The sequence below is a fragment of the Arthrobacter sp. 9V genome (assembly GCF_902506065.1).
GTDB lineage: Bacteria > Actinomycetota > Actinomycetes > Actinomycetales > Micrococcaceae > Arthrobacter.
This window is the reverse complement of record NZ_LR732912.1, coordinates 1,744,570-1,767,200: the sequence shown is the minus strand read 5'-3', so window position 1 is coordinate 1,767,200 and position 22,631 is coordinate 1,744,570. Positions and strand designations below refer to the sequence as shown.

The window sequence follows — 22,631 nt, the reverse complement described above, 5'->3', positions numbered from 1 at the left end:
GCTACTGCTGGAAATTCAGCAGCACCTTGCCGGACTCGGCTGAGTTCCTGGCTACTTCAAAGGCTTCCAGGCCATGGGAGAGGTTGAACTCATGGGTCACAACCGGGTCCACAAACAACGAACCGTCGGCCAGGGCAGCAATGACATCGTCGATCTCGTCATTGAAGCGGAACGAGCCCAACAGCTCCAACTCCCGGGTGATGGCCAGGGAGATGAACACGGGCTGCGGTCCTGAGGGCAGAAGACCCACCATCACCACTTTGCCTCCACGGGTAGCGCCCTTGATAGCCGAGGCAAGGCCAAAATGGCTTCCCGAGGATTCAATGACGACGTCGGCGTCCACTGCCGCGATGGCCTCGGCATCATCGCCCTTCAGGACTTGATCGGCGCCGACGGCACGGGCAATCTCCAGGGGCTTGTCATGCATGTCCACGGCGACGATCCTGGCTGCCCCGGCGCGCTTGAGGACGGCGACGGCGAGCGCACCGATGGGTCCGCTGCCGATGACCAGTGCGGTCTTTCCTTTGACATCGCCCGCGCGGCCAACCGCGTGCCAAGCAACACTGGCGGGCTCAACCAGTGCTGCTGTGCGAAGCTCCAGGCTCTCCGGCAGTTGCCTCAGCATCCTTGAGGGCAGGTTGGCGTAGCGGCTGAAGGCGCCGTCCGTGTGGGGATGCCGGGCAGCACTGCCCAAATAGGTGCAGCCCGGGGAGAGATTGGGCCGGTCCTCGGGGTATCTGACATCTCCGGGTGCCGGCGTTGCGGGGTGGACGGCCACGGCAGTTCCCACTCCAGGGCCGCTGCCATCGGCTGCTTGCCGGACCACCACGCCCACAATTTCGTGTCCAAGGACCATGGGTTCTTTGAGGATGGACTCCCCTGCTGCACCGTGCAGCCAGTAATGGAGGTCCGAGCCGCAGATCCCGCCGTAGGCAATCTCCACGATTGATTCATTGGGGGCCGGTGCGGTCAGTGGAATCTCTTCAACCCTGAGATCGCCCTTGCCGTGGGCAACGACGGCGAGGCCTGTGGCCGGGAGGGTGATGCTCATCAGACCACCACCGTCATTCCACCGTCGACGAAGATCGTCTGGCCGTTGACGAAGTTGGACGCCTGCGAGGCAAGCCACACCGTTGGCCCGGCAAGATCGGCCACCGTCCCCCACCGGTTGGCCGGCGTCCGGCCTAGGATCCATGAATTGAAATCAGGATCGTCCACCAGGTTTTGGGTCATTTCCGTGTGGATGTACCCCGGCGCAATGCCGTTGATCTGCAACCCGCTGGACGCCCATTCGGCTGTCATTGCGCGGGTCAGATTGCGCAGTCCGCCTTTGGCGGCCACATAGGGAGCGATGGTTGGGCGGGCCAGGTCCGTCTGGACTGAACAGATGTTGATGATCTTTCCTTGTCCCCGGGGGATCATGTGCCTCGCCACTTCCCGCCCTACCAGGAAGGCGCTGGTGAGGTTTGTGGTGATGACCCGGTCCCAGTCCTTGACGTCGAGGTCCAGCATGGGCACGCGGTGCTGGATTCCGGCGTTATTTACCAGGATGTCCAGTGGTCCGACGTTCTCCTCGACCCACGCCACTCCGGCAGCCGCGGCCGTGGCATCCGTGACGTCGAACGCGCGGCTGTGGATCCGCCCTTTTGGGTAGTCGACACCCATGGCCTGGTGGGCTGTTTCGAGACGTTCCGGACTGATGCCGTTCAACACCACCGTGGCGCCGGCGTCGGCCAACCCTCTGGCCAAGGCATTGCCAATCCCCCGGCTGGAACCAGTGACCAAGGCAACCCGCCCGGTCAGATCAAAAAGTCCACTCATAGTTTGTTTTTCATTCCTTCTTCGGTTGGGCCGGTTCAGTTGTTATTGGCCGATGCGGTTGATATCCGGCTGAGGTTCGCGATGGTTTGGCGGACGACGGCCAGGTCCTGATCCCCCAGCCCTTGGCGCTTGAGTTCGGCGTACAGGTCGATTGCCGCGGTCGCCATGGGAACAGCGGAACCAACGGCTTCGGCGCTGCTGATCACGAAGCCCAGGTCCTTGTGCATGAACTTGGCCGGTCCGGTGGGGGCATAATCCTTGGCGGCCAGCCGGGGACCAACATTGTCCAGAACCCTGCTCCCGGCAAGCCCTCCGGAGAGGACGTCATACAGAGCGTCCACATCCATGCCGGAGCGTTCGGCGAGTTCGGCTGCTTCGGCGAGGGCCGCCGTCGTGGTTCCTACGATCAGCTGATTGCAGGCTTTGGCGAGCGACCCCGATCCCAAGGGCCCCATGAGGCGCACTGTGGTTCCCATGGTTCCGAGAAGCGGCTTGAGCGATTGGAACTGGCTTTCGGTGGCACCCACCATGATGGCAAGGGTTCCGCTGCCGGCGCCGGCGGTGCCACCGCTGACCGGAGCGTCCACCACCACTGCATTGCCGCTGGAGGCCTGGTGGACTGCTTCACCAAACTGCCGGACTCCGGTAGGGGAAACGCTGCTCATGATGACGACGGCGGTACCAGGCACGGGCGGTTTGCTCCGCCAGGACTCAAGCAAGTCCGCTGCAGCTTTTTCGATGAAGGGAAGGTCGGGGAGCATGAAGATGATGGCGTCTTCGTTGCGTAGTTCGGCGACGCTGGCAGCGCGCTGGACGGAGAGACCTTCAAAGGCGGCCTCCGATCGGTTCCAAGCGGTGACGTGCCAACCGGCTTTGGCAATGTTTGAGGCCATGGGCGCTCCCATGAGACCCAAGCCAACGAAGCCTACGCGTGTGCTTGTCACGACAGGTAACACCTCACTTCTTTGTGGTCATTCAGGACTAATCTGTTCAATATCCTAGCCTCCATTCAGTATGATGAACACTATGACGACTGATGAACTTACCATCGCCATCGCTGTACCCCTCGAAGCCGAGCATGTAGAGCTGATCCGCGCCGTTGATCCCTCCATAACAGTTCTCTATGAACCCGAACTCCTCCCGCCGGAACGTTTCCCGGCCGATCACGCCGGTGATCCCGGATTCAAGCGCACACCAGAGCAGGAGGAACGCTACTGGGACCTGCTGAACCGGGCACAGATCCTGTACGGATTCCCCAACGAAAGCCCGGCCGGCCTGGCACGTATCGCCGGCAGCAACCCCCACCTGCAATGGATCCATGCCATGGCCGCGGGAGCCGGCGGCGCGGTGAAAGCTTCAGGGCTTGACACCGAAACTCTGCAAAAGTTCCGTGTGACAACGTCCGCAGGCGTCCATGCCCTGCCACTGGCAGAGTTTTCCGCTTTCGGCATCCTCAATGGTTTCAAGCGCAGCTCAGAAATGGCACAAGACCAAGCAGCCAAGGTCTGGCCTGATCTGAGGACGCCAACCAAGCTGGCCAACGGATCCAGGGTGGTGATCGCCGGCCTCGGTGAAATCGGCCTGGAAACCGCCCGAATCGCTCGAGCCCTGGGGATGACCGTCAGCGGAACCAAGCGCAACGTTGAAGCCATTGAAGGGATCCACCAGGTCACAGACAACGAGGGCCTGCCCGGTCTGCTGGCTGAGGCGGACGCAGTGGTCAACACACTTCCGGGCACGCCGTATACAGAAAAGCTGTTCAACAGCCACATTTTCTCCGCCATGAAACCGGGCACCGTCTTCGTCAACGTGGGCCGAGGCACCGTAGTGGATGAGGACGCTTTGCTCGAGGCCTTGAACAACGGCCAGGTTTCATACGCTTGCCTCGATGTTTTCGCGGTGGAACCGCTCCCACAAGACAGCCCCCTGTGGAGTCACCCCAACGTCCTGGTGTCACCGCATACCTCGGCACTGAGCGCAGCCGAAAACCGGCTCATCGCAGAACGATTCTGCAGCAACCTACGCACCTTCTTGGATGGCGGGGAACTTCCCCACCTCGTTGATCCGGTCCACTTCTACTAGGCCGGCAACTACCATCCTGTGGCCTCCAACCACCTCTCGGACAACGCGTCGGTCATGGTCCTGGCATAAGTGCTCGAGAGGTGGTTGTCGTCGAGGTAGACGTAAACGTTGCCCACAATCCCAGGACAAGACGTGCTTTCACAAATGAGGTCCGTCATGTCCAAAATCGACAACCCGGTGAAAGAGCCCTCCAACTGATCCAGCGGATTGGTTTCGGCAAGCACCGAAGACAAGGCCGGCCGGCAACGCGGATCATCCACCCCGGACGCCATGGCACACTCACTGGGACTGAAGGAGAAGCGCGGGTTGTCCCGCATGGCGATGACTTCCACACCTTGATCGGTGATTTCGCCGACCAGCTCGTCAAGACCCCAGGTGAGGTCTTCCTCCGGTGAGTCGGGAACTGCTGCCGTCCCCACCAGGAAGACAGCATCAGGCCGATGAATACGGATATGTTCACGAACATTGCGGTTGAACGCATTGCATTCGTCCCCCACCTCATCGGTTTCGGTCATAAAGGGGCAGGCACCAAAAGTGATGGCCTGTACACGCCAGTGCTGTTCCTTCGCCAACGGACCGATCGCCCCGAGCCACTGCAGGGAATGGGACTGACCCACCACAAAGACTGTCTTCACGGCATCAGTGTTGACGTCATTCTGCTGACACTCGGCAAAGAGCACCGGATCGGCGGGGCGGAGATCGCCGGTACATGGGCCGTCCAGTTTTCCCCAGTCCTCCGGAAGCTGCTCCGGGGTAGGCAGCGTCCGCGCACCCTCACCCACCCGATCAACATAGCCCGGCAGCAAAGCCCGCGCCCCCGGGTTGTCATCGGCATCCTGTCTGGCGATCAGGTTCTTCTCCGCTTGCTGCTGGAACCCAAACTGCACCATCGGTGCGGCCCCCACGGCCAGGCAAACCATTACGGCCGCAGCCAGGCGACGTCGTTTGGCTTCGGGCCACCGCCATGCACGCAGAGGCTGCTCCACAAACCGTGTGGTGAGAAATGCCAAGAGCAGGGACACGCCAACAATCAAGGCACCGGTTAAAGCATCGGCATGGTCTTGGCCCATCCACACCAACGTGATGACCAGCAGCGGCCAATGCCACAGGTACAGAGCATAGGAAGTGGAACCCAGTCCTACCAGGAGCTTGGATGAAAGGATGCGGTCCACCCCGAAGCGGCTTCCCGACTGTCCTGCGATGATCACGGCTACGGCCGCGAGGGTGGGCCACAGGGCTACGTAACCGGGAAACGCGGTCTGAACCTGGAGTAGTGCGCCACAACTCAACATCGCCGCCACCCCCACCCACCCAAGCACGCTCCTCAGGCCGCGGTGGGGCTGAAAATAAGGAAGCAGGAGCGCCACAAGGGTGCCCAGGGCGAACTCCCACAACCGTGCAAAGGTGTCGAAATAGGCCAGTTCCTGATGGGCGGCAGTGAAGTAGACCGAGTACGCCAGAGATGCGGCAAAAATCAGCCCGAAGACCCCCAGCAACACGGCCCGATAGCGCAGGCTGAAGCGTCTGCACAACCAGGCAGTGGCAACAAAGATGGCCGGCCACATAATGAACACCTGTCCCTGAATGGACAGCGACCAAAAGTGTTGAAAAGGGCTGGCCACGCTGTGATCGGCCGCATAGTAGTTGACCACTTGCCGCTGGAGCAGCCAATTTTGAACGTAAAACAGGGACGCCCAGCCTTGGTTGACGATCTCAATCCAGCGGGTGCGGGGAATGACCACGTACGTGGCCGTTAACGTACCAAGCAACACCACGACGACGGCGGGCAGCAGCCGCCAGAACAGGTGCAACCAGTGCCGCACCAGTGATACCGGCCGGGCATCCTCGAAGCGGCCCACGAACTGCAGGGTCATCAGGAACGCCGAAATCAGCAGGAAGACGTCCACCCCACCGGAAACCCGCCCAAACCAGATATGGTACGAAACAACCATGAGCACGGCCAAGGAACGCAGGCCCTGAATTTCAGGCCTGAACGCGGTACCTCGTCCACCTGCCCGGACTTGACCTGGACTTTCCGGTGACGCAAGGCCCTTGGTAGCCGTCATGGACACGCTCCTCTTTCGCTGCACCAATTCTGCACTGCCACGGGTCTTTTGCCACCACACCCTCCGGACGCATTTCTGTGTCTGTCCGAACCTGCATCCCCCGAACAAATTTGCATCCCCGAACAAAGCAGCGCGGCACCCTCCATATGGAGGGTGCCGCGCTGATGATATTCGTTTTTGCGGGTTACTCCGTCTGGTTGTTGACGGTTCCCGGGAAACTACTTCGCGTCTTCGGTGCTGACGAGGTCCCTGCCTGCAGTCTCCGGCGTGAAGAATGTTGTCACGAAGGAGATGAGTGCCAGAACCAGCGAATAGATGGCAAGGACCAGCCAGGAATGGTTGGTTGCGGCCAACATCAGTGCGCCGAGCAGCGGAGCCAGGCCACCGGCCAGAACCGCTGAAATCTCGCGGCTCATGGCCACCCCGGTGAAGCGGTACTGCGAGCCAAAGAGTTCAGGCAACAGCGCGCACTGCGGACCAAGCATGGACTGAACGCCGATTGCGATGCCTACGGCCATGACTACCCACACCAGTGTGACGTTGCCCAAAGTGACCAAGTAAAACGCCGGGACCGCGATGACCGCTTGGAACAATGCGCCATAGCGGTAGACAGGAACACGACCAAACCTGTCAGAGAGTGCACCGAAAGTGACCACCAGAACCGCGGCGAACCCGGCCGCAATCAGCAAGCCAACAGGACCGATTGAATTATTGCCTGCAAAGACACCTGCCGGCATGCTCATGAAGGACACCAGCAGCGCGGAGTAGATGGACGAGTTCCCGTTCTCCCCCATGCGAAGACCGATACCAAGCAACACATTCTTCTTTGAGTGCTTCCAGAGGGCGCCGATAGGGTTCTTGACCACGTTCTTGTGCTTCTCAAGCTCCTTGAAAGCAGGGGTTTCCTTGAGCTTGAGCCGGATGAAGATGGCCACTGCGATCAGAATGAAGCTGGCCAGGAAGGGCACGCGCCACAGCCAGCCCTGAAGGACGGACTTATCGGCCATCGTGATGAGCGCAAAAGTTCCGGCACCAAGGAGCGTGCCCAACTGGATGCCGACGAACGGCAGGGAAGCGAAGAACCCGCGACGCCGACGCGGAGCCACTTCTGAAATCAGCGTTGTCGCGCCCGCCTGCTCCGCCCCTGCACCCAGTCCCTGGATGATTCGCAGCGTAACCAGCAGAACAGCGCCGAGCATTCCGGCCTGTTCAAACGTGGGAAGCAGTCCAATGGCGAAGCTCGCCGTTCCCATCAAGGCAATGGTCAGAATGAGGACCATCTTCCTGCCGAACCTGTCCCCGATGTAACCGAAGATCAACCCGCCGAACGGACGTGCTGCGAAGCCGACACCATAGGTGGCGAAGGATGCAATCAGCGCACCATCGGGGCCGAGCGGTGAGAAGAACAGCGGGCCGAAGATGAGCGCCGACGCCAGGCCGTAAATATAGAAGTCATAGTATTCCAGCGCGGAACCTACAGAGCTGGCCAACGTAGCCCTGCGGAGCTGTTCCGGCTCAACTACAGCGTCGTCAGCCTCGGCTGCGAGCTTTTCATTTGCACGAGTTATCACAAGCACTCCCTCAAAATCACCCCGGGCCCCCGTTGGCCCAGCGAGATAGTGATGGCATCACCGCCAAGATCACTATGATGAACAGCGTACAGCTTGTTGAACTCAGTGCCAAGGTTGTAATCAGATTTATTTGGAGGGTGCTGGAAGACTAGCCCATGGGGTTGCCCAGAGACCGGGCCAACTCCTTGAGTTCCTTGACCATGAGGGCACCTTGCTCTTCGGAATACGTGGCCTTCAGCGCCGTCACGGACAAGCCCAGACTTGGGCCATGGGCGCCATGAGTGGGGACGGGCACAGCCAGGCACACCACCCCCACAGTGGACTCTTCGTCCTCAAACGCGTACCCCCGCTGGCGGATCGCAGCAATCTGCGCCTTGAGTTCTTCGGCAGTCCTGAGCGAGTTGGCAGTCATGGTGGGAAGCTTCAAGCCATCAGGGAACATCGAGTCGATGTCGTGATCGTGCAACTGGGCGATCAGGGCCTTACCCGCACCGCAGAGAGAGACAGGCATCTTGTCGCCGATGTTTGACGTCAACCTGACCGCGGGGTGGCCCTCGTATCTCGCCAGGTAAATGACATGGTCGCCATCGAGCATCGCGATCCTCACAGTCTCCCCGGACAGTGTGGGAGCCTGCTCGCAGTACTTGTAGAACTCCTGGACTTCGTCGAGGCGGCTGAGATAAGCAGCTCCCAATTCAACGAGCTTCCTTCCCAACGCAAAATCCGCCCCCTGCCTGGTGATGAGGCGCGCTTCTTCAAGGGCCAACAATAAATTGGACGTAGAGGACTTGGGGATGCCAAGTTCGCGGGAAAGGTCGCTCAGCGTCAGCCGGCCCGCCGGAGATTCTGCAAGCGCCTCAAGCACCGCAGCGGCACGGGTAACGGCGGGCGCCGGCGATGAGGCACCCAACCCTTCAGAACGTGGGGCGCGGGAATCGGCCATGATTCTCCTTCAACATCGCAGATCAAGTGTTCATTCTGCTGAACAATACTCATCATAGTGGAATGCGAATGACGGAGCAGGGTCCTGACCAAATGCGCTTCCGCCCTTGACGCAGGCAATACTTTTCAAACTCAAAAGTTCTCTGTATATTCATCTTCGAGCTCTCCACCGCGGCATCCCCCAATAGTCGTGGTGGAGAGCTCATCCATTTGCCGGACCAAGGCTATGCCGCAGCGAGTTCCTCGCCTCGGATCCACCAGCCCCCACCGGAACCATCCCGCACCAATTCCCAAGTGACGATGCCGGATGCCGGGTTGTTTCCCAAGCGAACCTGGACCTGCCGGACTTCAATATCAACCCGCCCTTGCCCTCGGGGCATTCGCCGGGATTGCTCCCACCAGGCAACCCGCTCAAACCAGCGGACAGGTTCCACAACCAGGCGCCACTCCCGGCCTCCACGCACTATTACTGCCGGCGCACCTGGGTCAACCGTTGGGATGTATACCTGTTCCATGAAATGAACCCTAGGGCGGTGCTCCGACATTAAAGGCTCGCGAAAAGGAGGAGTAGACAGAAAAAACCCCGCCTTCCAAGCCTTGCGACTCGGACGACGGGGTTTTTGTTCAGTGGGTCCTACCGGGATCGAACCGATGACATCCACGGTGTAAACGTGGCGCTCTACCAGCTGAGCTAAAGACCCAAACCGCTGAATCCACGCTTCGTAACTTCCTCAGCGCTTCAACCAACGAACAATGACTCTACATGATCAACCGCCGGAAACACCAATCGACGCAGAAGCCGGTGGAAGATCAGGCAGTGAACGCGCAAGGTAGTCCAACGCGCCACTGACTCCCAGCTCCAGCTTCAGCTCGGCAAACTCATCCCCACGGGTAGTTCCGCGGTTGATGATGACTACCGGCTTTCCTGCTTTTGCGCAGTGACGCACGAAGCGCAGTCCACTCTGAACAGTCAGCGACGATCCCGCAACCAAGAGGGCATCAGCGTCATCAACCATCTGGTACGCACGGGCCACACGATCCTTGGGGACGTTCTCGCCGAAGTAGACAAAGTCCGGCTTCAACGTCCCGCCGCAGATGGGGCAAACAGCCATAACGAACGATGTGATGAGCTCAGAGTCCTCCACCGTAGCGTCAGCATCCGGGGCCATTTCCACCACGCCGGACTCCAACGCGGCTTCCAGAAAACCCGGATTGATCTCTTCAAGGACCGAAGCGATCAGACGCCTGCTGAAGGTGTGACCCTTTTCGAGGCAAATCACCTGATCAAAGCGGCCGTGCAGATCCACCACATTGACGCTTCCGGCGTCCTCATGGAGCCTGTCAACATTTTGCGTGATGAGTCCGGTCAGCAAACCGCGTCGCTCAAGGAGCGCGACCGCAACATGGCCGGCATTAGGATCGGCGTGCCTGAGGTGAGACCACCCTATGTGGTTCCGTGCCCAATAGCGGCGACGATTCGCCTCACTCCCAATGAACTCCTGGAAGGTCATGGGATTCCGAGGCGCAGAGCCAGGACCACGGTAATCAGGAATCCCGGAATCGGTACTCAACCCTGCACCTGTGAGAACCGCCAAGCGCTTACCCCCGAGAAGATCCGAGGCAGCCCTCAGTGCTTCCAGTTCCTCGGGGTTCAGTTGCGCCACCGGCGAAGGTGCCATGCTGGCGAATCCGGTCATACCAACACCAGGGCTGTGATGGCTCACCGCTACTGCCCCGCCAAGGACGACAACGCCTGACGGTATTCGGCAAAGTCCCTTGCCTGGCCACGCGGGTTGACAACCACATAACGGACAATTCCCGAGGCGTCGATGATGAAGGTCCCCCTCAATGCCATACCACTGGCTTCGTCGAAGACACCGTAGTTTCTCGCTACCGCTCCATGTGGCCAAAAGTCCGCCAGGAGGTCAAAGCCAAACTGTTCCTGCTCAGCGTAGGCCCGCTGGGCGAACTTACTGTCTACGGAGATAGCCAGTACTGTGGCACTGGAATCCTTGAAGGCAGCGATGTTGTCGCGAATCTCACAGAGTTCCCCGGTGCAAATACCGGAGAAAGCAAAGGGAAAAAACACGACAACAACGTTGCCGCCCCGGAAGTCGGTCAAGCGAACAGGTTCGCCGTACTGATTCAGCAGTTCAAAATCCGGTGCAAGCTGCCCTGTTCGGGGGGCGAGCACGGAGGAGGGTGCCTGCTGGAGTTCGGTCACTTGTTCTTCTTAGGCACCAAACGCGTGGCGCTCCAGTCCTTTGAAACACCTGCTGAGGTGGTGAGGTGCAGCCCGGAGGTGGGCGCGGCATCCTGGATGTCTGCCGGAGATACGTAATTGTCACGGCCTGACTTTGGCGTCAATACCCAAACAACTCCGCCTTCCTTCAGGTTGGTGAGCGAGTCCATGAGGGCATCAACAAGGTCACCGTCGCCGTCCCGCCACCAAAAAACGACAGCATCCACGACGTCATGATCATCTTCATCCAACAACTCGGAGCCTGTGACATCCTCGATGTCGTCACGCAAGTCGAAATCGACGTCGTCGTCGTAGCCGCGTTCCTGAATCAGATCCCCATCTTTGAAACCCATTCTTTCCGCCACATTTACCGATGTGGCGGCGTCGGCCTCGCTCACGTTTCCTCCTTTTGCAGTGACTTCCATTACTAACAGCCAACACCCTTTGGGCGTGTGCTTCAAGCTATTGTCCCAGCCAGCGGCCATATTCCGCATTCCACACGGTGTTTCGAGTCCACGAGGATTGCGTGCTTTGCGTCACGGAGGCCGCGGGAGTGTGACATACAACGCCCCCGGGGCCCTACGGCTACGCATCGCGACGCCTCGAAAGCTAGAGTGGCCATGAGCGCTACGGCTGCAGGGCGATCGCCCCGTGAAGTTCCACAGGCAGCCAAGCGCTCACAAGACCTGCCCGGCGCATCCGACCGGGCTGTTGAAACAGAGATGTCGCACACGACGCGTTCACGACGGGCAGATACCCTGCCGGACTTGAGGCGCCGATGCATGCGCCTAAAGGAAGGTTGGACGTGGCTGCAGGAGAAGAGACCTCACACATCCTCAGCGGGTTGACTGCCCAGCTGCCTGATCGTGATCCGGAAGAGACCGCGGAGTGGATTGAGTCCCTTGATGCGTTGATCGCGGAGCGCAGGTACCGGTCGAGCACGTCGGTGCTCGCGGTGCTCCGGGTGGCCTGGTAGCCCGACTCCCCGGAGGCGTTCGCGTACAGGGTGAAGAAGTAGTACGTCGACCACAGCGGCAGCATGAACTCGCGGACGCCCTGCCGGATCCCCTCTTCGGTGACGACGAGGTTGCCGCCGCGGATCACCGACGAGGACATCAGGAACCAGCGCATGGCGTCGGCGCCGTCGCGGTCGAAGACCTCGGAGACGTCCGGGTAGTTCCGGAGCGACTTCGACATCTTCTGGCCGTCCGAGCCGAGGACGATGCCGTGGCTGATGACGTTCTGGAAGGCGGGTCGGTCGAACAGCGCGGTGGAGAGCACGTGCATGACGTAGAACCAGCCGCGCGTCTGCCCGATGTACTCGACGATGAAGTCGGCCGGGTTGTGCGACTCGAACCACTCACGGTTCTCGAACGGGTAGTGCACCTGGGCGTACGGCATCGACCCGGAGTCGAACCACACGTCGAACACGTCGGTGATCCGGCGCATCGTCGAGGTGCCCGTGGGGTCGTCGGGGTTCGGCCGCGTCAGGTCGTCGATGAACGGGCGGTGCAGGTCGACTTCGCCCTCGGCGTTCACCGGCAGGCGACCGAAGTCGCGCTCGATGTCGGCGAGTGAGCCGTACACGTCGGTGCGCGGGTACTCGGGGTCGTCGGACTGCCACACCGGGATCGGCGTGCCGAAGTAGCGGTTGCGCGAGACCGACCAGTCGATGGCGTTGCCGACCCACTTGCCGAACTGGCCGTCCTTGACGTTGTCCGGCACCCAGTTGATGTCCTGGTTGAGCTGGCCCATGCGGTCGCGGAGCTCGGTGACGCGGACGAACCACGACGAGACGGCCTTGTAGAGGTTGGACGTGGCTGCAGGAGAAGAGACCTCACACATCCTCAGCGGGTTGACTGCCCAGCTGCCTGATCGTGATCCGGAAGAGACCGCGGAGTGGATTGAGTCCCTTGATGCGTTGATCGCGGAGCAGGGTACCGAGCGTGCCCAGTACATTATGCGTTCGTTGTTGCAGCGTGCTGGTGCCAGGTCGGTGGGTGTGCCGATGGTGACGACCACTGATTATGTGAACACGATCCCGGTGGACCAGGAAGCAGAGTTCCCGGGGAACGAGGAGTTCGAGCGCCGGTACCGGGCGTATATGCGGTGGAACGCTGCGGTGATGGTTCACCGTGCGCAGCGGGCTGATATTGGTGTGGGCGGGCACATTTCCACCTATGCCGGGGCTGCGACGTTGTATGAGGTGGGGTTCAACCACTTCTTCCGCGGCAAGGACCACCCCTCGGGCGGAGACCAAGTGTTTTTCCAGGGCCACGCCTCCCCTGGCATGTACGCGAGGGCGTTCATGGAAGGCCGTCTCACGGAAGAGGATTTGGACGGGTTCCGTCAGGAAAAGTCCAAGGCCGGCCATGCCCTGTCTTCGTACCCGCACCCGCGCCTGATGCCTGATTTCTGGGAATTCCCGACCGTGTCGATGGGTATCGGCCCGATGAACGCGATCTACCAGGCCCAGTCCAACCGGTATTTGCAGAACCGTGGCATCAAAGACACCTCCGACCAGCAGGTCTGGGCGTTCCTGGGTGACGGGGAAATGGACGAGCCCGAGTCCCGTGGCCTGTTGCAGCTCGCCGCGAACGAGAACCTGGACAACCTGAACTTCGTGATCAACTGCAACCTCCAGCGCCTGGACGGACCGGTCCGCGGCAACGGCAAGATCATGCAGGAACTCGAAGCGTTCTTCCGCGGTGCGGGCTGGAACGTGATCAAGGTCGTCTGGGGCCGCGAATGGGACCACCTCCTGGAAGCGGACAAAGACGGGGCGTTGGTGAAAATCATGAACGAAACCCCCGATGGTGACTACCAAACCTACAAGGCCGAGTCCGGCGGGTTCGTGAGGGAACACTTCTTCGGCAAATCCCCGCAGACCAAGGACATGGTCGCGGATTTGGACGACGAACAGATCTGGGGCCTCAAACGCGGCGGTCACGACTACCGCAAGGTCTACGCCGCGTACAAGGCAGCCACCGAATTCAAGGGCAAACCCACCGTGATCCTGGCCAAAACGGTCAAGGGCTACGGACTGGGCCCGCACTTCGAAGGCCGCAACGCCACCCACCAGATGAAGAAACTGACCATGGAAGACCTCAAAGCCTTCCGTGACCACCTCCGCATCCCCATCAGCGACGACCAGCTCGACGCTGACCTCTACCGTCCCCCGTACTACCACCCCGGCATGGACGCCCCCGAAATCAAATACTTGATGGATCGCCGGGCAGAACTTGGCGGGTTCGTCCCCGAACGCCGCCGCACCCACACCCCCGTGACCCTGCCCGAGGCCAAATCCTACGAAGTGGCCAAACGCGGGTCCGGGAAACAACAAGCCGCCACCACCATGGCCTTCGTCCGGTTGTTGAAGGACCTGATGCGGGACAAGAACTTCGGTGCCCGGTTCGTGCCCGTCGTCCCCGACGAATCCCGGACCTTCGGGATGGACGCGTTCTTCCCCACCGCGAAAATCTACAACCCCAAAGGCCAGAACTACCTCTCCGTGGACCGCGACCTCGTCCTGGCCTACAAAGAATCACCCGCCGGACAACTGATCCACCCCGGCATCAACGAAGCCGGAGCCGTGGCAGCCTTCACCGCCGCCGGCACCGCCTACGCCACCCACGGCGAACCCCTGGTCCCGATCTACGTGTTCTACTCCATGTTCGGCTTCCAACGCACCGGAGATTCCTTCTGGGCCGCAGCAGACCAAATGACCCGCGGATTCATCATCGGCGCCACCGCAGGACGAACCACCCTCACCGGCGAAGGACTCCAACACGCCGACGGACACTCACCCCTGCTGGCCTCCACCAACCCCGCCGTGAAAACCTACGACCCCGCCTACGGCTACGAAATCGGCCACATCATCCGCCACGGCCTCGAAGAAATGTACGGCGAGAACGCTGACGCGCAAGGAATCAGAGCTGCGTCAGATAAAAACGTGATGTACTACCTCACCGTCTACAACGAGCCCATCACCCAACCCGCGGAACCGGAAAACCTCGACATCAACGGGCTCCTCAAAGGCATCTACAAACTCGCAGAAGCCCCCGCGGCCGCAACAGAGGGGAACAACGGCAACAACCGGCCCACCGCGAACATCCTCGCCTCCGGCGTCTCCGTCCCCTGGGCACTCGAAGCCGCCCGGATCCTGGCCGAAGACTGGAACGTCGCCGCCACCGTCTACTCCGTGACCTCCTGGAACGAACTCCGACGCGACGGACTCGCCGCCGAAGAACACGCCTTCCTGAACCCCGGACAACCCGCACGCACCCCGTTCATCACCGAACAACTCGCCAACACCACCGGACCAGTCATCGCAGTCTCGGACTACATGAAAGCCGTCCCCGACCAAATCCGCCAATTCATCCCCAACGACTTCGCCTCCCTCGGAGCAGACGGCTTCGGCTTCTCCGACACCCGCCAAGCCGCACGCCGCTACTTCAAAAACGACACCCACTCCATCGTCGCCAAAACCCTCCANGGACAACCCGGACGCACCCCGTTCATCACCGAACAACTCGCCAACACCACCGGACCAGTCATCGCAGTCTCGGACTACATGAAAGCCGTCCCCGACCAAATCCGCCAATTCATCCCCAACGACTTCGCCTCCCTCGGAGCAGACGGCTTCGGCTTCTCCGACACCCGCCAAGCCGCACGCCGCTACTTCAAAAACGACACCCACTCCATCGTCGCCAAAACCCTCCAACTCCTCGCCGCCAAGGGCGAAGTTGAAGAAGGCGCGCTGGAAAAGGCGATCGAGAAGTACCGGCTCCTGGATGTCAATGCCGGCACCACCGGCGGCGCAGGCGGCGACGCCTAACTGATGGTGCAGTAACTCCTGCAAGCACCAGCATTAACCGCGACGGCGGCTTTCACCACAAAGGTGAGGGCCGCCGTCGGGCGTTAACCGCGCAAAGGCATGCTTAACCGGCTTGGGGCACGCATGCCAAGGACGTGACCAGCAACAACTGCAGTTGTAGCCTTCTCACAAATGGAGCTTGTCCGGGATGGGCCGTATGCTCGTTCCATGGCAGAGCCGAGCAAAACAACTACCAAGCGCAAGGCAGCGCCCCAGGCATTGTCACCCGAAAAGGCCGAAACCCTTCGGCAACTCCGCGCCAATGTGGGCCAACTGTCCACCAGCACCATGCGGCAGCTGGAGAAATCACTGCCTTGGTACAGTCGCCTGAGCTCTGATGAGCGTTCGGCATTGGGTCTTGTGGCCCAGAACGGCATAGCTGCCTTCGTGACGTGGTACGAACGCCCCAGTTCGCCGTCGTGGATTCTTACCGACGTCTTCGGCAACGCCCCTACGGAGCTGACCCGCTCCATCAGCCTGCAAAAGGCCCTGCAACTGATCCGGATCGTTGTGGAAGTCGTGGAGGATCAAGTTCCCGTCATCGCGCCGGAATCGGACCAACCTTCACTCCGGGAAGCCGTCCTGCGCTATTCACGGGAAGTGGCCTTCGCGGCCGCAGATGTGTACGCGCGGGCTGCGGAATCCCGTGGATCGTGGGATACGCGCCTAGAGGCATTGATTGTTGACGCGATTCTGCGCGGTGAAAACACTGATGCGTTGAGGTCCAGAATCGCAGCCCTCGGCTGGAAAGCGCAGGAACGATTCACGGTAATGGTGGGAAATTCGCCCTCGGAGCCAAGTGCAAGCTACGTCAGCGAACTACGCCGTACCGCCGGGCGCTTCGCCGAAGATGCGCTCGTGGGAATCCAGGGTGACCGGCTCATCCTCATCCTCGGAGGTGTGCAGGACCGCGACACCGCGTACGTCAAGCTCAGTGAGCTCTTCGCCCCCGGGGCCGTAGTTTACGGCCCGGAAGCGAGTTCCCTCTTGGAGGCGAGCGGCTCTGCCCAAGCGGCGTTCGCCGGGCTCACCGCAGCCCGCGCATGGCCTTCCGCGCCGCGCCCCGTAGCGGCCGACGACCTCCTTCCGGAACGCGTTGTTTCCGGTGATGATGCGGCCCGCAGATCACTGATCAAGAACATTTACAGGCCATTGCTGGCTGCATCGAACGGCCTTGTTGAGACCCTGGGGACCTATTTGGAACTCGGCCACTCACTGGAGGCCACGGCGCGCGAACTGTTCGTCCATGCCAACACCGTGCGCTACCGTTTGAAGCGGGTCTGCGACGTGACAGGATGGGATCCGCTACTCCCCCGCGAGGCATTTGTACTGCAAACAGCCTTGGTGGTGGGCCGTCTTTCAGCCCAACCAAAAGCTGCGCCCGAACGTCACACGTCACGTTCACAGAACTGAACCGTTGTAGACTTCCTACAAACTGACCCAGTGAGCTTGGTGTACCAAAACACCAGTGGATCACGTGGCAATTTGGAAAGCTGGATACGTGCTTGCAATCGTCTGCCCTGGACAGGGCTCCCAGACCCCCGGTTTTTTGGCCCCTTGGCTGGAACTCCCCTCCGTCGAAGGCCAATTGGCCGAACTGAGCGAAATCGCAGGCATTGACCTCAAGGCCCACGGAACCACTTCGGATGAAGAGACCATCAAGGACACTGCCGTAGCGCAGCCCCTGATCGTCGCTGCCGGGCTGGTTGCTGCCAAGTCCTTGTTCGATGTCGAACTCAGCACCCTTCCCGTGATCCTCGCGGGGCATTCCGTTGGTGAGATCACAGCTTCTGCCCTTGCCGGAGTCCTTACCGAGTCCGAGGCCATGACCTTCGTTCGGGAGCGCGCCAACAGCATGGCCGCAGCAGCTGCCGTGACGCCCACGGGCATGAGCGCAGTTGTGGGCGGAGACCCCGCCGAGGTCCTGGCCGCGATCGAAGCCGCCGGGGCCACTCCGGCCAACGTCAACGGAGCCGGACAAACAGTCGCCGCCGGAACGTTCGAGCAGCTCAAGGCCTTGGCAGATAACCCGCCGGCCAAGGCACGCATCATCCCGCTCAAGGTTGCCGGGGCCTTCCACACGTCCCACATGGCACCGGCAGTCAGCGCCCTTGAAGCGCTCAAGCCGTCCTTGTCCCCGCAAAACCCGGCCGTCCCGCTGTTGTCCAACTTCGACGGCAAGGAAGTTACGGCAGGTCCTGCGGCCGTGGAAAGCCTGATCGCTCAAGTCTCCCGGCCCGTCCGATGGGATCTTTGCATGGAAACGCTGGTTGAGCGTGGCGTCACCGGTGTCATTGAGCTTGCCCCTGCCGGAACGCTCGCCGGTCTCGCCAAGCGCGGCATGCCCGGCGTGAAGACTGTTGCCGTCAAGACCCCGGACGACCTGTCCGCGGCTCTGGCGCTCTTCGCAGAATTGGAGGGACAGGCATGAGCACTCCCGTATTGAACAAGGCTGTTATCAACGAGAATGCCCGCATTCTGGGCATCGGCGCCTACCGCCCGGATGTCATCGTCACCAACGACGACGTCTGCCAGTGGATCGATTCCTCGGACGAGTGGATCCGCCAGCGCACCGGCATTATCACCCGCCACCGCGCTGCTGCTGATGTCAGCGTGATCGACATGGCAGAAGGCGCTGCACGCGAAGCGCTCCAGCAAGCCGGAATTGACGCGTCCCAGCTGGGCGCCGTGATCGTCTCCACCGTGACGCACCCGTACGCCACGCCGTCGGCTGCCGCTGCGCTCACCGAGCGTTTGGGCGCAACGCCGGCACCGGCCTACGACATCTCTGCCGCCTGTGCCGGGTACTGCTATGGGGTGGCCCAGGCCGATGCCCTGGTCCGTTCCGGTGCAGCCCAATACGTCCTGGTTGTCGGTGCGGAAAAGCTCTCCGACGTGATTGACAACCACGAACGCACTATCTCCTTCCTCCTCGGTGACGGAGCAGGCGCTGTAGTGGTTGGCCCGTCCGACACTCCCGGCATCGGCCCCTCGGTCTGGGGATCGGACGGCAGCAAGTGGGACGCCATCGGCATGACCCACTCGCTCGAGGACGTCAAGAAGCTGGGTGAATCCGCGCGGCACTCCGACGAAATCGACGATCCCGCCATTCTTTCGGCTACCCAGGACGTGTGGCCCACCCTGCGGCAAGACGGTCAAACCGTGTTCCGCTGGGCTGTCTGGGAGATGGCAAAGGTTGCCCAGCAGGCCCTGGATGCCGCGGGCATCGAAGCCAGCGACCTCGCTGCCTTCGTCCCCCACCAGGCGAACATGCGGATCATCGACGAGATGGTCAAGAAGCTCAAGCTTCCCGAATCTGTTGTCATCGGCCGCGACATCGCCCAAGCGGGCAACACTTCCGCGGCATCCATCCCGCTGGCAACACACCGCCTGCTTCAGGAGAACCCTGAGCTAAGCGGCGGCCTGGCCCTGCAGATCGGGTTCGGCGCCGGACTGGTCTTCGGGGCCCAGGTAGTGGTTCTGCCGTAGGCCAGGTCTCCTTCGGGCCACCGGCAGCCAACTGAATACGACTTACAAACCCAAACCGCAACCCGCGGTTTGCCCCCTTTCCGGCAGTAGCCGGTCCAACAAGAAAAGGAGCCAACAATGGCTAGCAACGAAGAGATCCTGGCCGGCCTGGCTGAAATCGTCAACGAAGAAACCGGCCTCGCCACCGAAGCAGTCGAGCTGGACAAGTCCTTCACCGAGGACCTGGACATCGATTCCATCTCCATGATGACGATCGTCGTCAACGCCGAAGAGAAGTTCGGCGTTCGTATCCCGGACGAAGAGGTCAAGAACCTCAAGACCGTCGGCGACGCAGTCAGCTTCATCGCCAACGCACAGGCCTAGTCCTGACACCAGCTGTGCCGGGCCGGGATTTCCTTCCTTGCGCCCGGCACAGCCGCAGTAACACCCATAGATTTTCAAGCCTCCCCCTGTGTACCGCGCATGCGGGACGGCTATCCGACAGAGAGTGATCGCATGGCACGCAAAGTAGTCATAACCGGTCTGGGGGCCACCACTCCCATCGGCGGCGACGTACCCACAATGTGGCAGAACGCGCTGAAAGGGGTCTCCGGCGCCCACACGCTCGGCGACGAGTGGGTGGCCAAATACGACCTCCCGGTCCACTTTGCTGCCCGGTGCTCGACGCCGGCGCTGGAGGTCCTGAGCCGCGTAGAGGCAAAGCGCATGGACCCCTCCACGCAGTTTGGGGTCATCGCAGCCCGCGAGGCGTGGGCTGACTCCGGCCTTGAAGACATTGACCACGACCGGCTGGCCGTAGCATTCGCCACTGGCATCGGCGGCGTATGGACGCTCCTTGACGCGTGGGACACCCTCAGGGATAAGGGTCCGCGCAGGGTCCTGCCCATGACCGTTCCCATGCTCATGCCCAATGGCGTGGCAGCAGCGGTCAGCCTCGACCTCGGCGCCCGCGCCGGAGCACACACGCCCGTATCGGCGTGCGCGTCCGGTACTGAAGCGCTCCACTTGGGATTGGACCTGATCCGTTCCGGCAAAGCGGACGTTGTAGTGTGCGGTGGTGCTGAAGCTGCTATCCACCCGATGCCTATGGCCGCGTTCTCCTCCATGCAGGCCTTGTCCCGTCGCAACGACGAACCCGAACGAGCCTCGCGTCCGTACGACCGCGACCGTGACGGCTTCGTTATGGGTGAAGGCGCCGGCGCTTTGGTCTTGGAGGCCGAAGAACACGCAATCGCCCGGGGCGCCCGCATTTACGCCGAACTCGCCGGAACCTCGGTGACTGCCGACGCCTATCACATCACAGCACCGGACCCTGAGGGCCTTGGGGCCACCCGTGCCCTCAAGGCTGCAATGTTCGATGGCCGGATCCAAGCCGAGGACGTGGTGCACGTCAACGCCCATGCCACCTCCACTCCTGTTGGTGACAAGCCCGAGTACACAGCCCTGCGCGCTGCCCTGGGGACCCACGTGGACAACGTTGCGGTCTCCGCCACCAAGTCGCAAATGGGCCACCTCCTGGGAGCGTCAGGGGCTGTTGAAGCCGTACTGACCGTCCTGGCCGTCTACGAACGCAAGGCGCCGGTCACCATCAACCTCGAAAACCAGGACCCGGAGATCCCCCTCGACGTGGTGACCTCCGTTCGCGATCTTCCTGCCGGAGACATCGTGGCATTGAGTAACTCGTTCGGCTTCGGCGGCCACAACGCCGTCATTGCAGTCCGGAACGTCTGAGTTCAACTTTGGACCAACGTCTCCTTGAGACAAGAGAAGGGCCCCACCAACAGGTGGGGCCCTTCTCTTTGCTATGGGAGACGCTTTCGAGTCAGCGCCGTCAATGGACTGCCGCTAGCCAACCTGGTGGAGCCACCGCACGGGAGCACCTTCAGCCGCGTGGCGGAAGGGCTCCAGTTCCTCATCCCATGCCTCGCCCAAAGCCAATGAGAGCTCGTGATAAACAGCGGAGGGATCTCCGGCGCCGGACTCGTAGGCGTACCGGATACGATCCTCTGTGACCATGATGTTGCCGTGGACATCAGTGACGGCATGGAAAATGCCGAGCTCAGGGGTGTGCGACCACCGTGCCCCGTCCACACCTTGGCTGGGTTCTTCCGTTACCTCGTAACGCAAGTGTGCCCAGCCCCTCAGAGCAGACGCCAATTGAGCCCCCGTACCGGGAGCGCCGGTCCACGACAGCTCAGCCCGGAACATTCCCGGCGCGGCCGGTTGCGGGGTCCACTCCAGATCGGTTCGCTTATCCACGACCGATCCAATGGCCCACTCAACGTGCGGGCAAAGTGCTGTAGGGGCCGAGTGCACGAACAAGACACCGCGGGTTGTTGCAACAGACATTCCATCCTCCATAGCTGTAGGTACGTCTTCCCCAACGACCTCTGCCTGGATGTTTGCTGTTGCTGCCGGATGCCTTGGAAATCAAAGGGCCCTGACAGGCTATTAAGTTTTGGTTGTGACTACTACAGACGATACTGGCACAGTTCTAACCCTCAACCGTGAATTGAAGGTTTCCCCGTGGTGCTTTCATTTTGCCGTACCCTGCCCGTTTCCGCCAGTGCAGCATTGAGGGACACCATCAGGCCCTTGGGTGCGCTTGCTGGTAGCTCTTCCTAAGGCGGTCCACCGACACATGGGTATAGATCTGCGTAGTCGCAAGGCTGCTGTGCCCAAGAATTTCCTGCACGGCGCGCAAGTCCGCTCCCCCGTCCAGCAAGTGGGTAGCCGCACTGTGCCTCAGCGCGTGCGGTCCTGTGGCGGATGTATCGCCCAACGCTTGGAGCAGCTCGCTGACTACTGCCCGGATTTGGCGCGGATCAACCCGGTTGCCACGCAGTCCCAGGAACAAGGCCGGCCCACTCGCGGCCGTCACCACTGCCGGCCTGCCTCGCCTGAGCCAGTCATCCGCCGCCACAGCTGCCGGAACACCGAATGGAACGGTGCGTTCCTTATTACCCTTACCCAGCACGCGCAACGTACGTCGATCAGGATCAAGGTCATCGATGTCCAGCCCCGCCAGTTCACCGACACGGACCCCGGTGGCATATAAGAGTTCCACCATTGCCCTATTGCGTAACGCGATTGGACCACCTTCAGCGGCCGCAGCGTTCAGATCATCCACCATCCTGGTGACCTGCTGCTGCTGAAGGACCCCTGGGAGGGACTTGTCCCTCTTGGGCGCCTGCAAACGGACTGCCGGGTCTGTTCCGATGAGTTCCTCCCGAAGCGCCCAGCCCGTAAAGGAGCGGGCCGTTGCTGCCCGGCGCGCCAGCGTGGCCCTTGCCATGCCCGATTCGCTTTGCGCTCCAAGCCAGCGCCGTAAAGAGCCCAACTCCAGTTGCCCAAGTTCCTGCACCCCCTCAGACACCGCGAAGCCGAGGAGACTCTCAACATCGGCCAAATAGGCGCGGACTGTGTGCACCGACCTGGCTCGTTCGCCTTCCAGGTAGCGTCGAAAGCCCTCAATTGCATCTTGGAGGGGTGCTGGCAATGTTTGTCCGTCCACCCTTCCCACTGTGCCAGCCGAAGGCGCC

General features: G+C 61.2%; 19 protein-coding genes, 1 tRNA gene and 2 pseudogenes. 8 read left to right on the top strand and 14 right to left on the bottom strand.

The features are described 5' to 3' along the window. Nucleotide 1: 1 nt before the first annotated feature. The 3 genes from BACI9J_RS08235 to BACI9J_RS08225 are packed head-to-tail and all read right to left on the bottom strand — an operon-like array spanning nucleotide 2 to nucleotide 2,765. Entirely contained in the window at nucleotides 2-1,051 is a 1,050-nt protein-coding gene (locus BACI9J_RS08235; protein ID WP_159733944.1) for an L-idonate 5-dehydrogenase, read from the bottom strand. Continuing rightward, entirely contained in the window at nucleotides 1,051-1,821 is a 771-nt protein-coding gene (locus BACI9J_RS08230) for an SDR family NAD(P)-dependent oxidoreductase (protein WP_159733943.1), read from the bottom strand. Before BACI9J_RS08230 ends, BACI9J_RS08235 begins: the two co-directional genes overlap by 1 nt. A gap of 35 nt (nucleotides 1,822-1,856) precedes the next feature. Continuing rightward, the gene (locus tag BACI9J_RS08225; protein WP_159733942.1) at nucleotides 1,857-2,765 is read right to left on the bottom strand and encodes an NAD(P)-dependent oxidoreductase; all 909 of its coding nucleotides are present in this window, start codon (nucleotides 2,763-2,765) and stop codon (nucleotides 1,857-1,859) included. Between the two features lie 70 nt (nucleotides 2,766-2,835). Between BACI9J_RS08225 and BACI9J_RS08220 the strand changes: the two genes are divergently transcribed. Next, nucleotides 2,836-3,903, top strand: a complete 1,068-nt coding sequence (locus BACI9J_RS08220) for a D-2-hydroxyacid dehydrogenase (RefSeq protein WP_159733941.1) — start codon at nucleotides 2,836-2,838, stop codon at nucleotides 3,901-3,903. A gap of 8 nt (nucleotides 3,904-3,911) precedes the next feature. On the opposite strand, the gene BACI9J_RS08215 is transcribed toward BACI9J_RS08220, so the two are convergent. The 9 genes and pseudogenes from BACI9J_RS08215 to BACI9J_RS08175 all read right to left on the bottom strand — a co-directional run. Further along, on the bottom strand, nucleotides 3,912-5,969 hold the full coding sequence (locus BACI9J_RS08215; protein ID WP_159733940.1) for an acyltransferase family protein: 2,058 nt from the start codon (nucleotides 5,967-5,969) through the stop codon (nucleotides 3,912-3,914). Between the two features lie 218 nt (nucleotides 5,970-6,187). Then, on the bottom strand, nucleotides 6,188-7,546 hold the full coding sequence (locus BACI9J_RS08210) for an MFS transporter (RefSeq protein WP_159733939.1): 1,359 nt from the start codon (nucleotides 7,544-7,546) through the stop codon (nucleotides 6,188-6,190). 142 nt (nucleotides 7,547-7,688) lie between these two features. Further along, nucleotides 7,689-8,483 carry an IclR family transcriptional regulator gene (locus BACI9J_RS08205; RefSeq protein WP_159733938.1) on the bottom strand — a complete coding sequence of 265 codons (795 nt, stop codon included), beginning with the start codon at nucleotides 8,481-8,483 and terminating at the stop codon, nucleotides 7,689-7,691. Nucleotides 8,484-8,706: 223 nt separating this feature from the next. After that, the gene (locus BACI9J_RS08200) at nucleotides 8,707-8,997 is read right to left on the bottom strand and encodes a hypothetical protein (RefSeq protein WP_159733937.1); all 291 of its coding nucleotides are present in this window, start codon (nucleotides 8,995-8,997) and stop codon (nucleotides 8,707-8,709) included. A 113-nt stretch (nucleotides 8,998-9,110) separates the two neighbouring features. Further along, a tRNA-Val gene (locus BACI9J_RS08195) sits at nucleotides 9,111-9,183 on the bottom strand. Nucleotides 9,184-9,249: 66 nt separating this feature from the next. Beyond that, nucleotides 9,250-10,179 (bottom strand): NAD-dependent protein deacetylase, encoded by a 930-nt coding sequence (locus tag BACI9J_RS08190; protein WP_201296537.1) that lies wholly within the window; start codon nucleotides 10,177-10,179, stop codon nucleotides 9,250-9,252. Between the two features lie 29 nt (nucleotides 10,180-10,208). Beyond that, nucleotides 10,209-10,706 (bottom strand): peroxiredoxin, encoded by a 498-nt coding sequence (locus BACI9J_RS08185; protein WP_159733935.1) that lies wholly within the window; start codon nucleotides 10,704-10,706, stop codon nucleotides 10,209-10,211. After that, entirely contained in the window at nucleotides 10,703-11,122 is a 420-nt protein-coding gene (locus BACI9J_RS08180) for a DUF3052 domain-containing protein (protein ID WP_026005795.1), read from the bottom strand. Before BACI9J_RS08180 ends, BACI9J_RS08185 begins: the two co-directional genes overlap by 4 nt. A 526-nt stretch (nucleotides 11,123-11,648) precedes the next feature. Then, nucleotides 11,649-12,533 (bottom strand): annotated as a pseudogene (locus BACI9J_RS08175) (class I tRNA ligase family protein); the annotation flags it as partial. A 7-nt stretch (nucleotides 12,534-12,540) separates the two neighbouring features. Here BACI9J_RS08175 and aceE point away from each other — a divergent pair. The 7 genes and pseudogenes from aceE to BACI9J_RS08140 all read left to right on the top strand — a co-directional run. After that, nucleotides 12,541-15,218: pseudogene (aceE, locus tag BACI9J_RS08170) on the top strand (pyruvate dehydrogenase (acetyl-transferring), homodimeric type); the annotation flags it as partial. A 1-nt stretch (nucleotide 15,219) separates the two neighbouring features. Next, nucleotides 15,220-15,561 (top strand): transketolase-like TK C-terminal-containing protein (locus tag BACI9J_RS08165; protein ID WP_442858637.1); only part of this gene is annotated, 342 nt, incomplete at its 5' end. A gap of 207 nt (nucleotides 15,562-15,768) precedes the next feature. After that, the gene (locus BACI9J_RS08160) at nucleotides 15,769-17,013 is read left to right on the top strand and encodes a PucR family transcriptional regulator (protein WP_159733934.1); all 1,245 of its coding nucleotides are present in this window, start codon (nucleotides 15,769-15,771) and stop codon (nucleotides 17,011-17,013) included. An 88-nt stretch (nucleotides 17,014-17,101) separates the two neighbouring features. Continuing rightward, nucleotides 17,102-18,031 carry an ACP S-malonyltransferase gene (locus BACI9J_RS08155; RefSeq protein WP_201296668.1) on the top strand — a complete coding sequence of 310 codons (930 nt, stop codon included), beginning with the start codon at nucleotides 17,102-17,104 and terminating at the stop codon, nucleotides 18,029-18,031. Further along, a complete protein-coding gene (locus BACI9J_RS08150; RefSeq protein ID WP_159733932.1) occupies nucleotides 18,028-19,089 on the top strand; it encodes a beta-ketoacyl-ACP synthase III in 1,062 nt (353 codons plus the stop codon). The genes BACI9J_RS08155 and BACI9J_RS08150 overlap by 4 nt, the downstream gene beginning before the upstream one ends. A 117-nt stretch (nucleotides 19,090-19,206) precedes the next feature. Further along, the gene (locus BACI9J_RS08145) at nucleotides 19,207-19,452 is read left to right on the top strand and encodes an acyl carrier protein (RefSeq protein ID WP_011692310.1); all 246 of its coding nucleotides are present in this window, start codon (nucleotides 19,207-19,209) and stop codon (nucleotides 19,450-19,452) included. Between the two features lie 132 nt (nucleotides 19,453-19,584). Beyond that, a complete protein-coding gene (locus BACI9J_RS08140) occupies nucleotides 19,585-20,820 on the top strand; it encodes a beta-ketoacyl-[acyl-carrier-protein] synthase family protein (RefSeq protein WP_159733931.1) in 1,236 nt (411 codons plus the stop codon). Nucleotides 20,821-20,934: 114 nt separating this feature from the next. Here the strand turns inward: BACI9J_RS08140 and BACI9J_RS08135 are convergent, their stop codons facing one another. Both BACI9J_RS08135 and BACI9J_RS08130 read right to left on the bottom strand, forming a co-directional pair. After that, a complete protein-coding gene (locus BACI9J_RS08135) occupies nucleotides 20,935-21,438 on the bottom strand; it encodes a DUF3145 domain-containing protein (RefSeq protein ID WP_018776197.1) in 504 nt (167 codons plus the stop codon). A gap of 238 nt (nucleotides 21,439-21,676) precedes the next feature. Beyond that, nucleotides 21,677-22,612 (bottom strand): tyrosine recombinase XerC, encoded by a 936-nt coding sequence (locus BACI9J_RS08130; protein WP_159733930.1) that lies wholly within the window; start codon nucleotides 22,610-22,612, stop codon nucleotides 21,677-21,679. Nucleotides 22,613-22,631 lie beyond the last annotated feature (19 nt).

What these genes read in the sequence shown, in the direction of transcription:
- BACI9J_RS08235 (WP_159733944.1), bottom strand. Translation starts at nt 1,051, where the DNA reads ATGAGCATCACCCTCCCGGCCACAGGCCTCGCCGTCGTTGCCCACGGC.
- BACI9J_RS08150 (WP_159733932.1), top strand. Translation starts at nt 18,028, where the DNA reads ATGAGCACTCCCGTATTGAACAAGGCTGTTATCAACGAGAATGCCCGC.
- BACI9J_RS08135 (WP_018776197.1), bottom strand. Translation starts at nt 21,438, where the DNA reads ATGTCTGTTGCAACAACCCGCGGTGTCTTGTTCGTGCACTCGGCCCCT.
- BACI9J_RS08205 (WP_159733938.1), bottom strand. Translation starts at nt 8,483, where the DNA reads ATGGCCGATTCCCGCGCCCCACGTTCTGAAGGGTTGGGTGCCTCATCG.
- BACI9J_RS08200 (WP_159733937.1), bottom strand. Translation starts at nt 8,997, where the DNA reads ATGGAACAGGTATACATCCCAACGGTTGACCCAGGTGCGCCGGCAGTA.
- BACI9J_RS08215 (WP_159733940.1), bottom strand. Translation starts at nt 5,969, where the DNA reads ATGACGGCTACCAAGGGCCTTGCGTCACCGGAAAGTCCAGGTCAAGTC.
- BACI9J_RS08140 (WP_159733931.1), top strand. Translation starts at nt 19,585, where the DNA reads ATGGCACGCAAAGTAGTCATAACCGGTCTGGGGGCCACCACTCCCATC.
- BACI9J_RS08190 (WP_201296537.1), bottom strand. Translation starts at nt 10,179, where the DNA reads ATGACCGGATTCGCCAGCATGGCACCTTCGCCGGTGGCGCAACTGAAC.
- BACI9J_RS08160 (WP_159733934.1), top strand. Translation starts at nt 15,769, where the DNA reads ATGGCAGAGCCGAGCAAAACAACTACCAAGCGCAAGGCAGCGCCCCAG.
- BACI9J_RS08220 (WP_159733941.1), top strand. Translation starts at nt 2,836, where the DNA reads ATGATGAACACTATGACGACTGATGAACTTACCATCGCCATCGCTGTA.
- BACI9J_RS08230 (WP_159733943.1), bottom strand. Translation starts at nt 1,821, where the DNA reads ATGAGTGGACTTTTTGATCTGACCGGGCGGGTTGCCTTGGTCACTGGT.
- BACI9J_RS08145 (WP_011692310.1), top strand. Translation starts at nt 19,207, where the DNA reads ATGGCTAGCAACGAAGAGATCCTGGCCGGCCTGGCTGAAATCGTCAAC.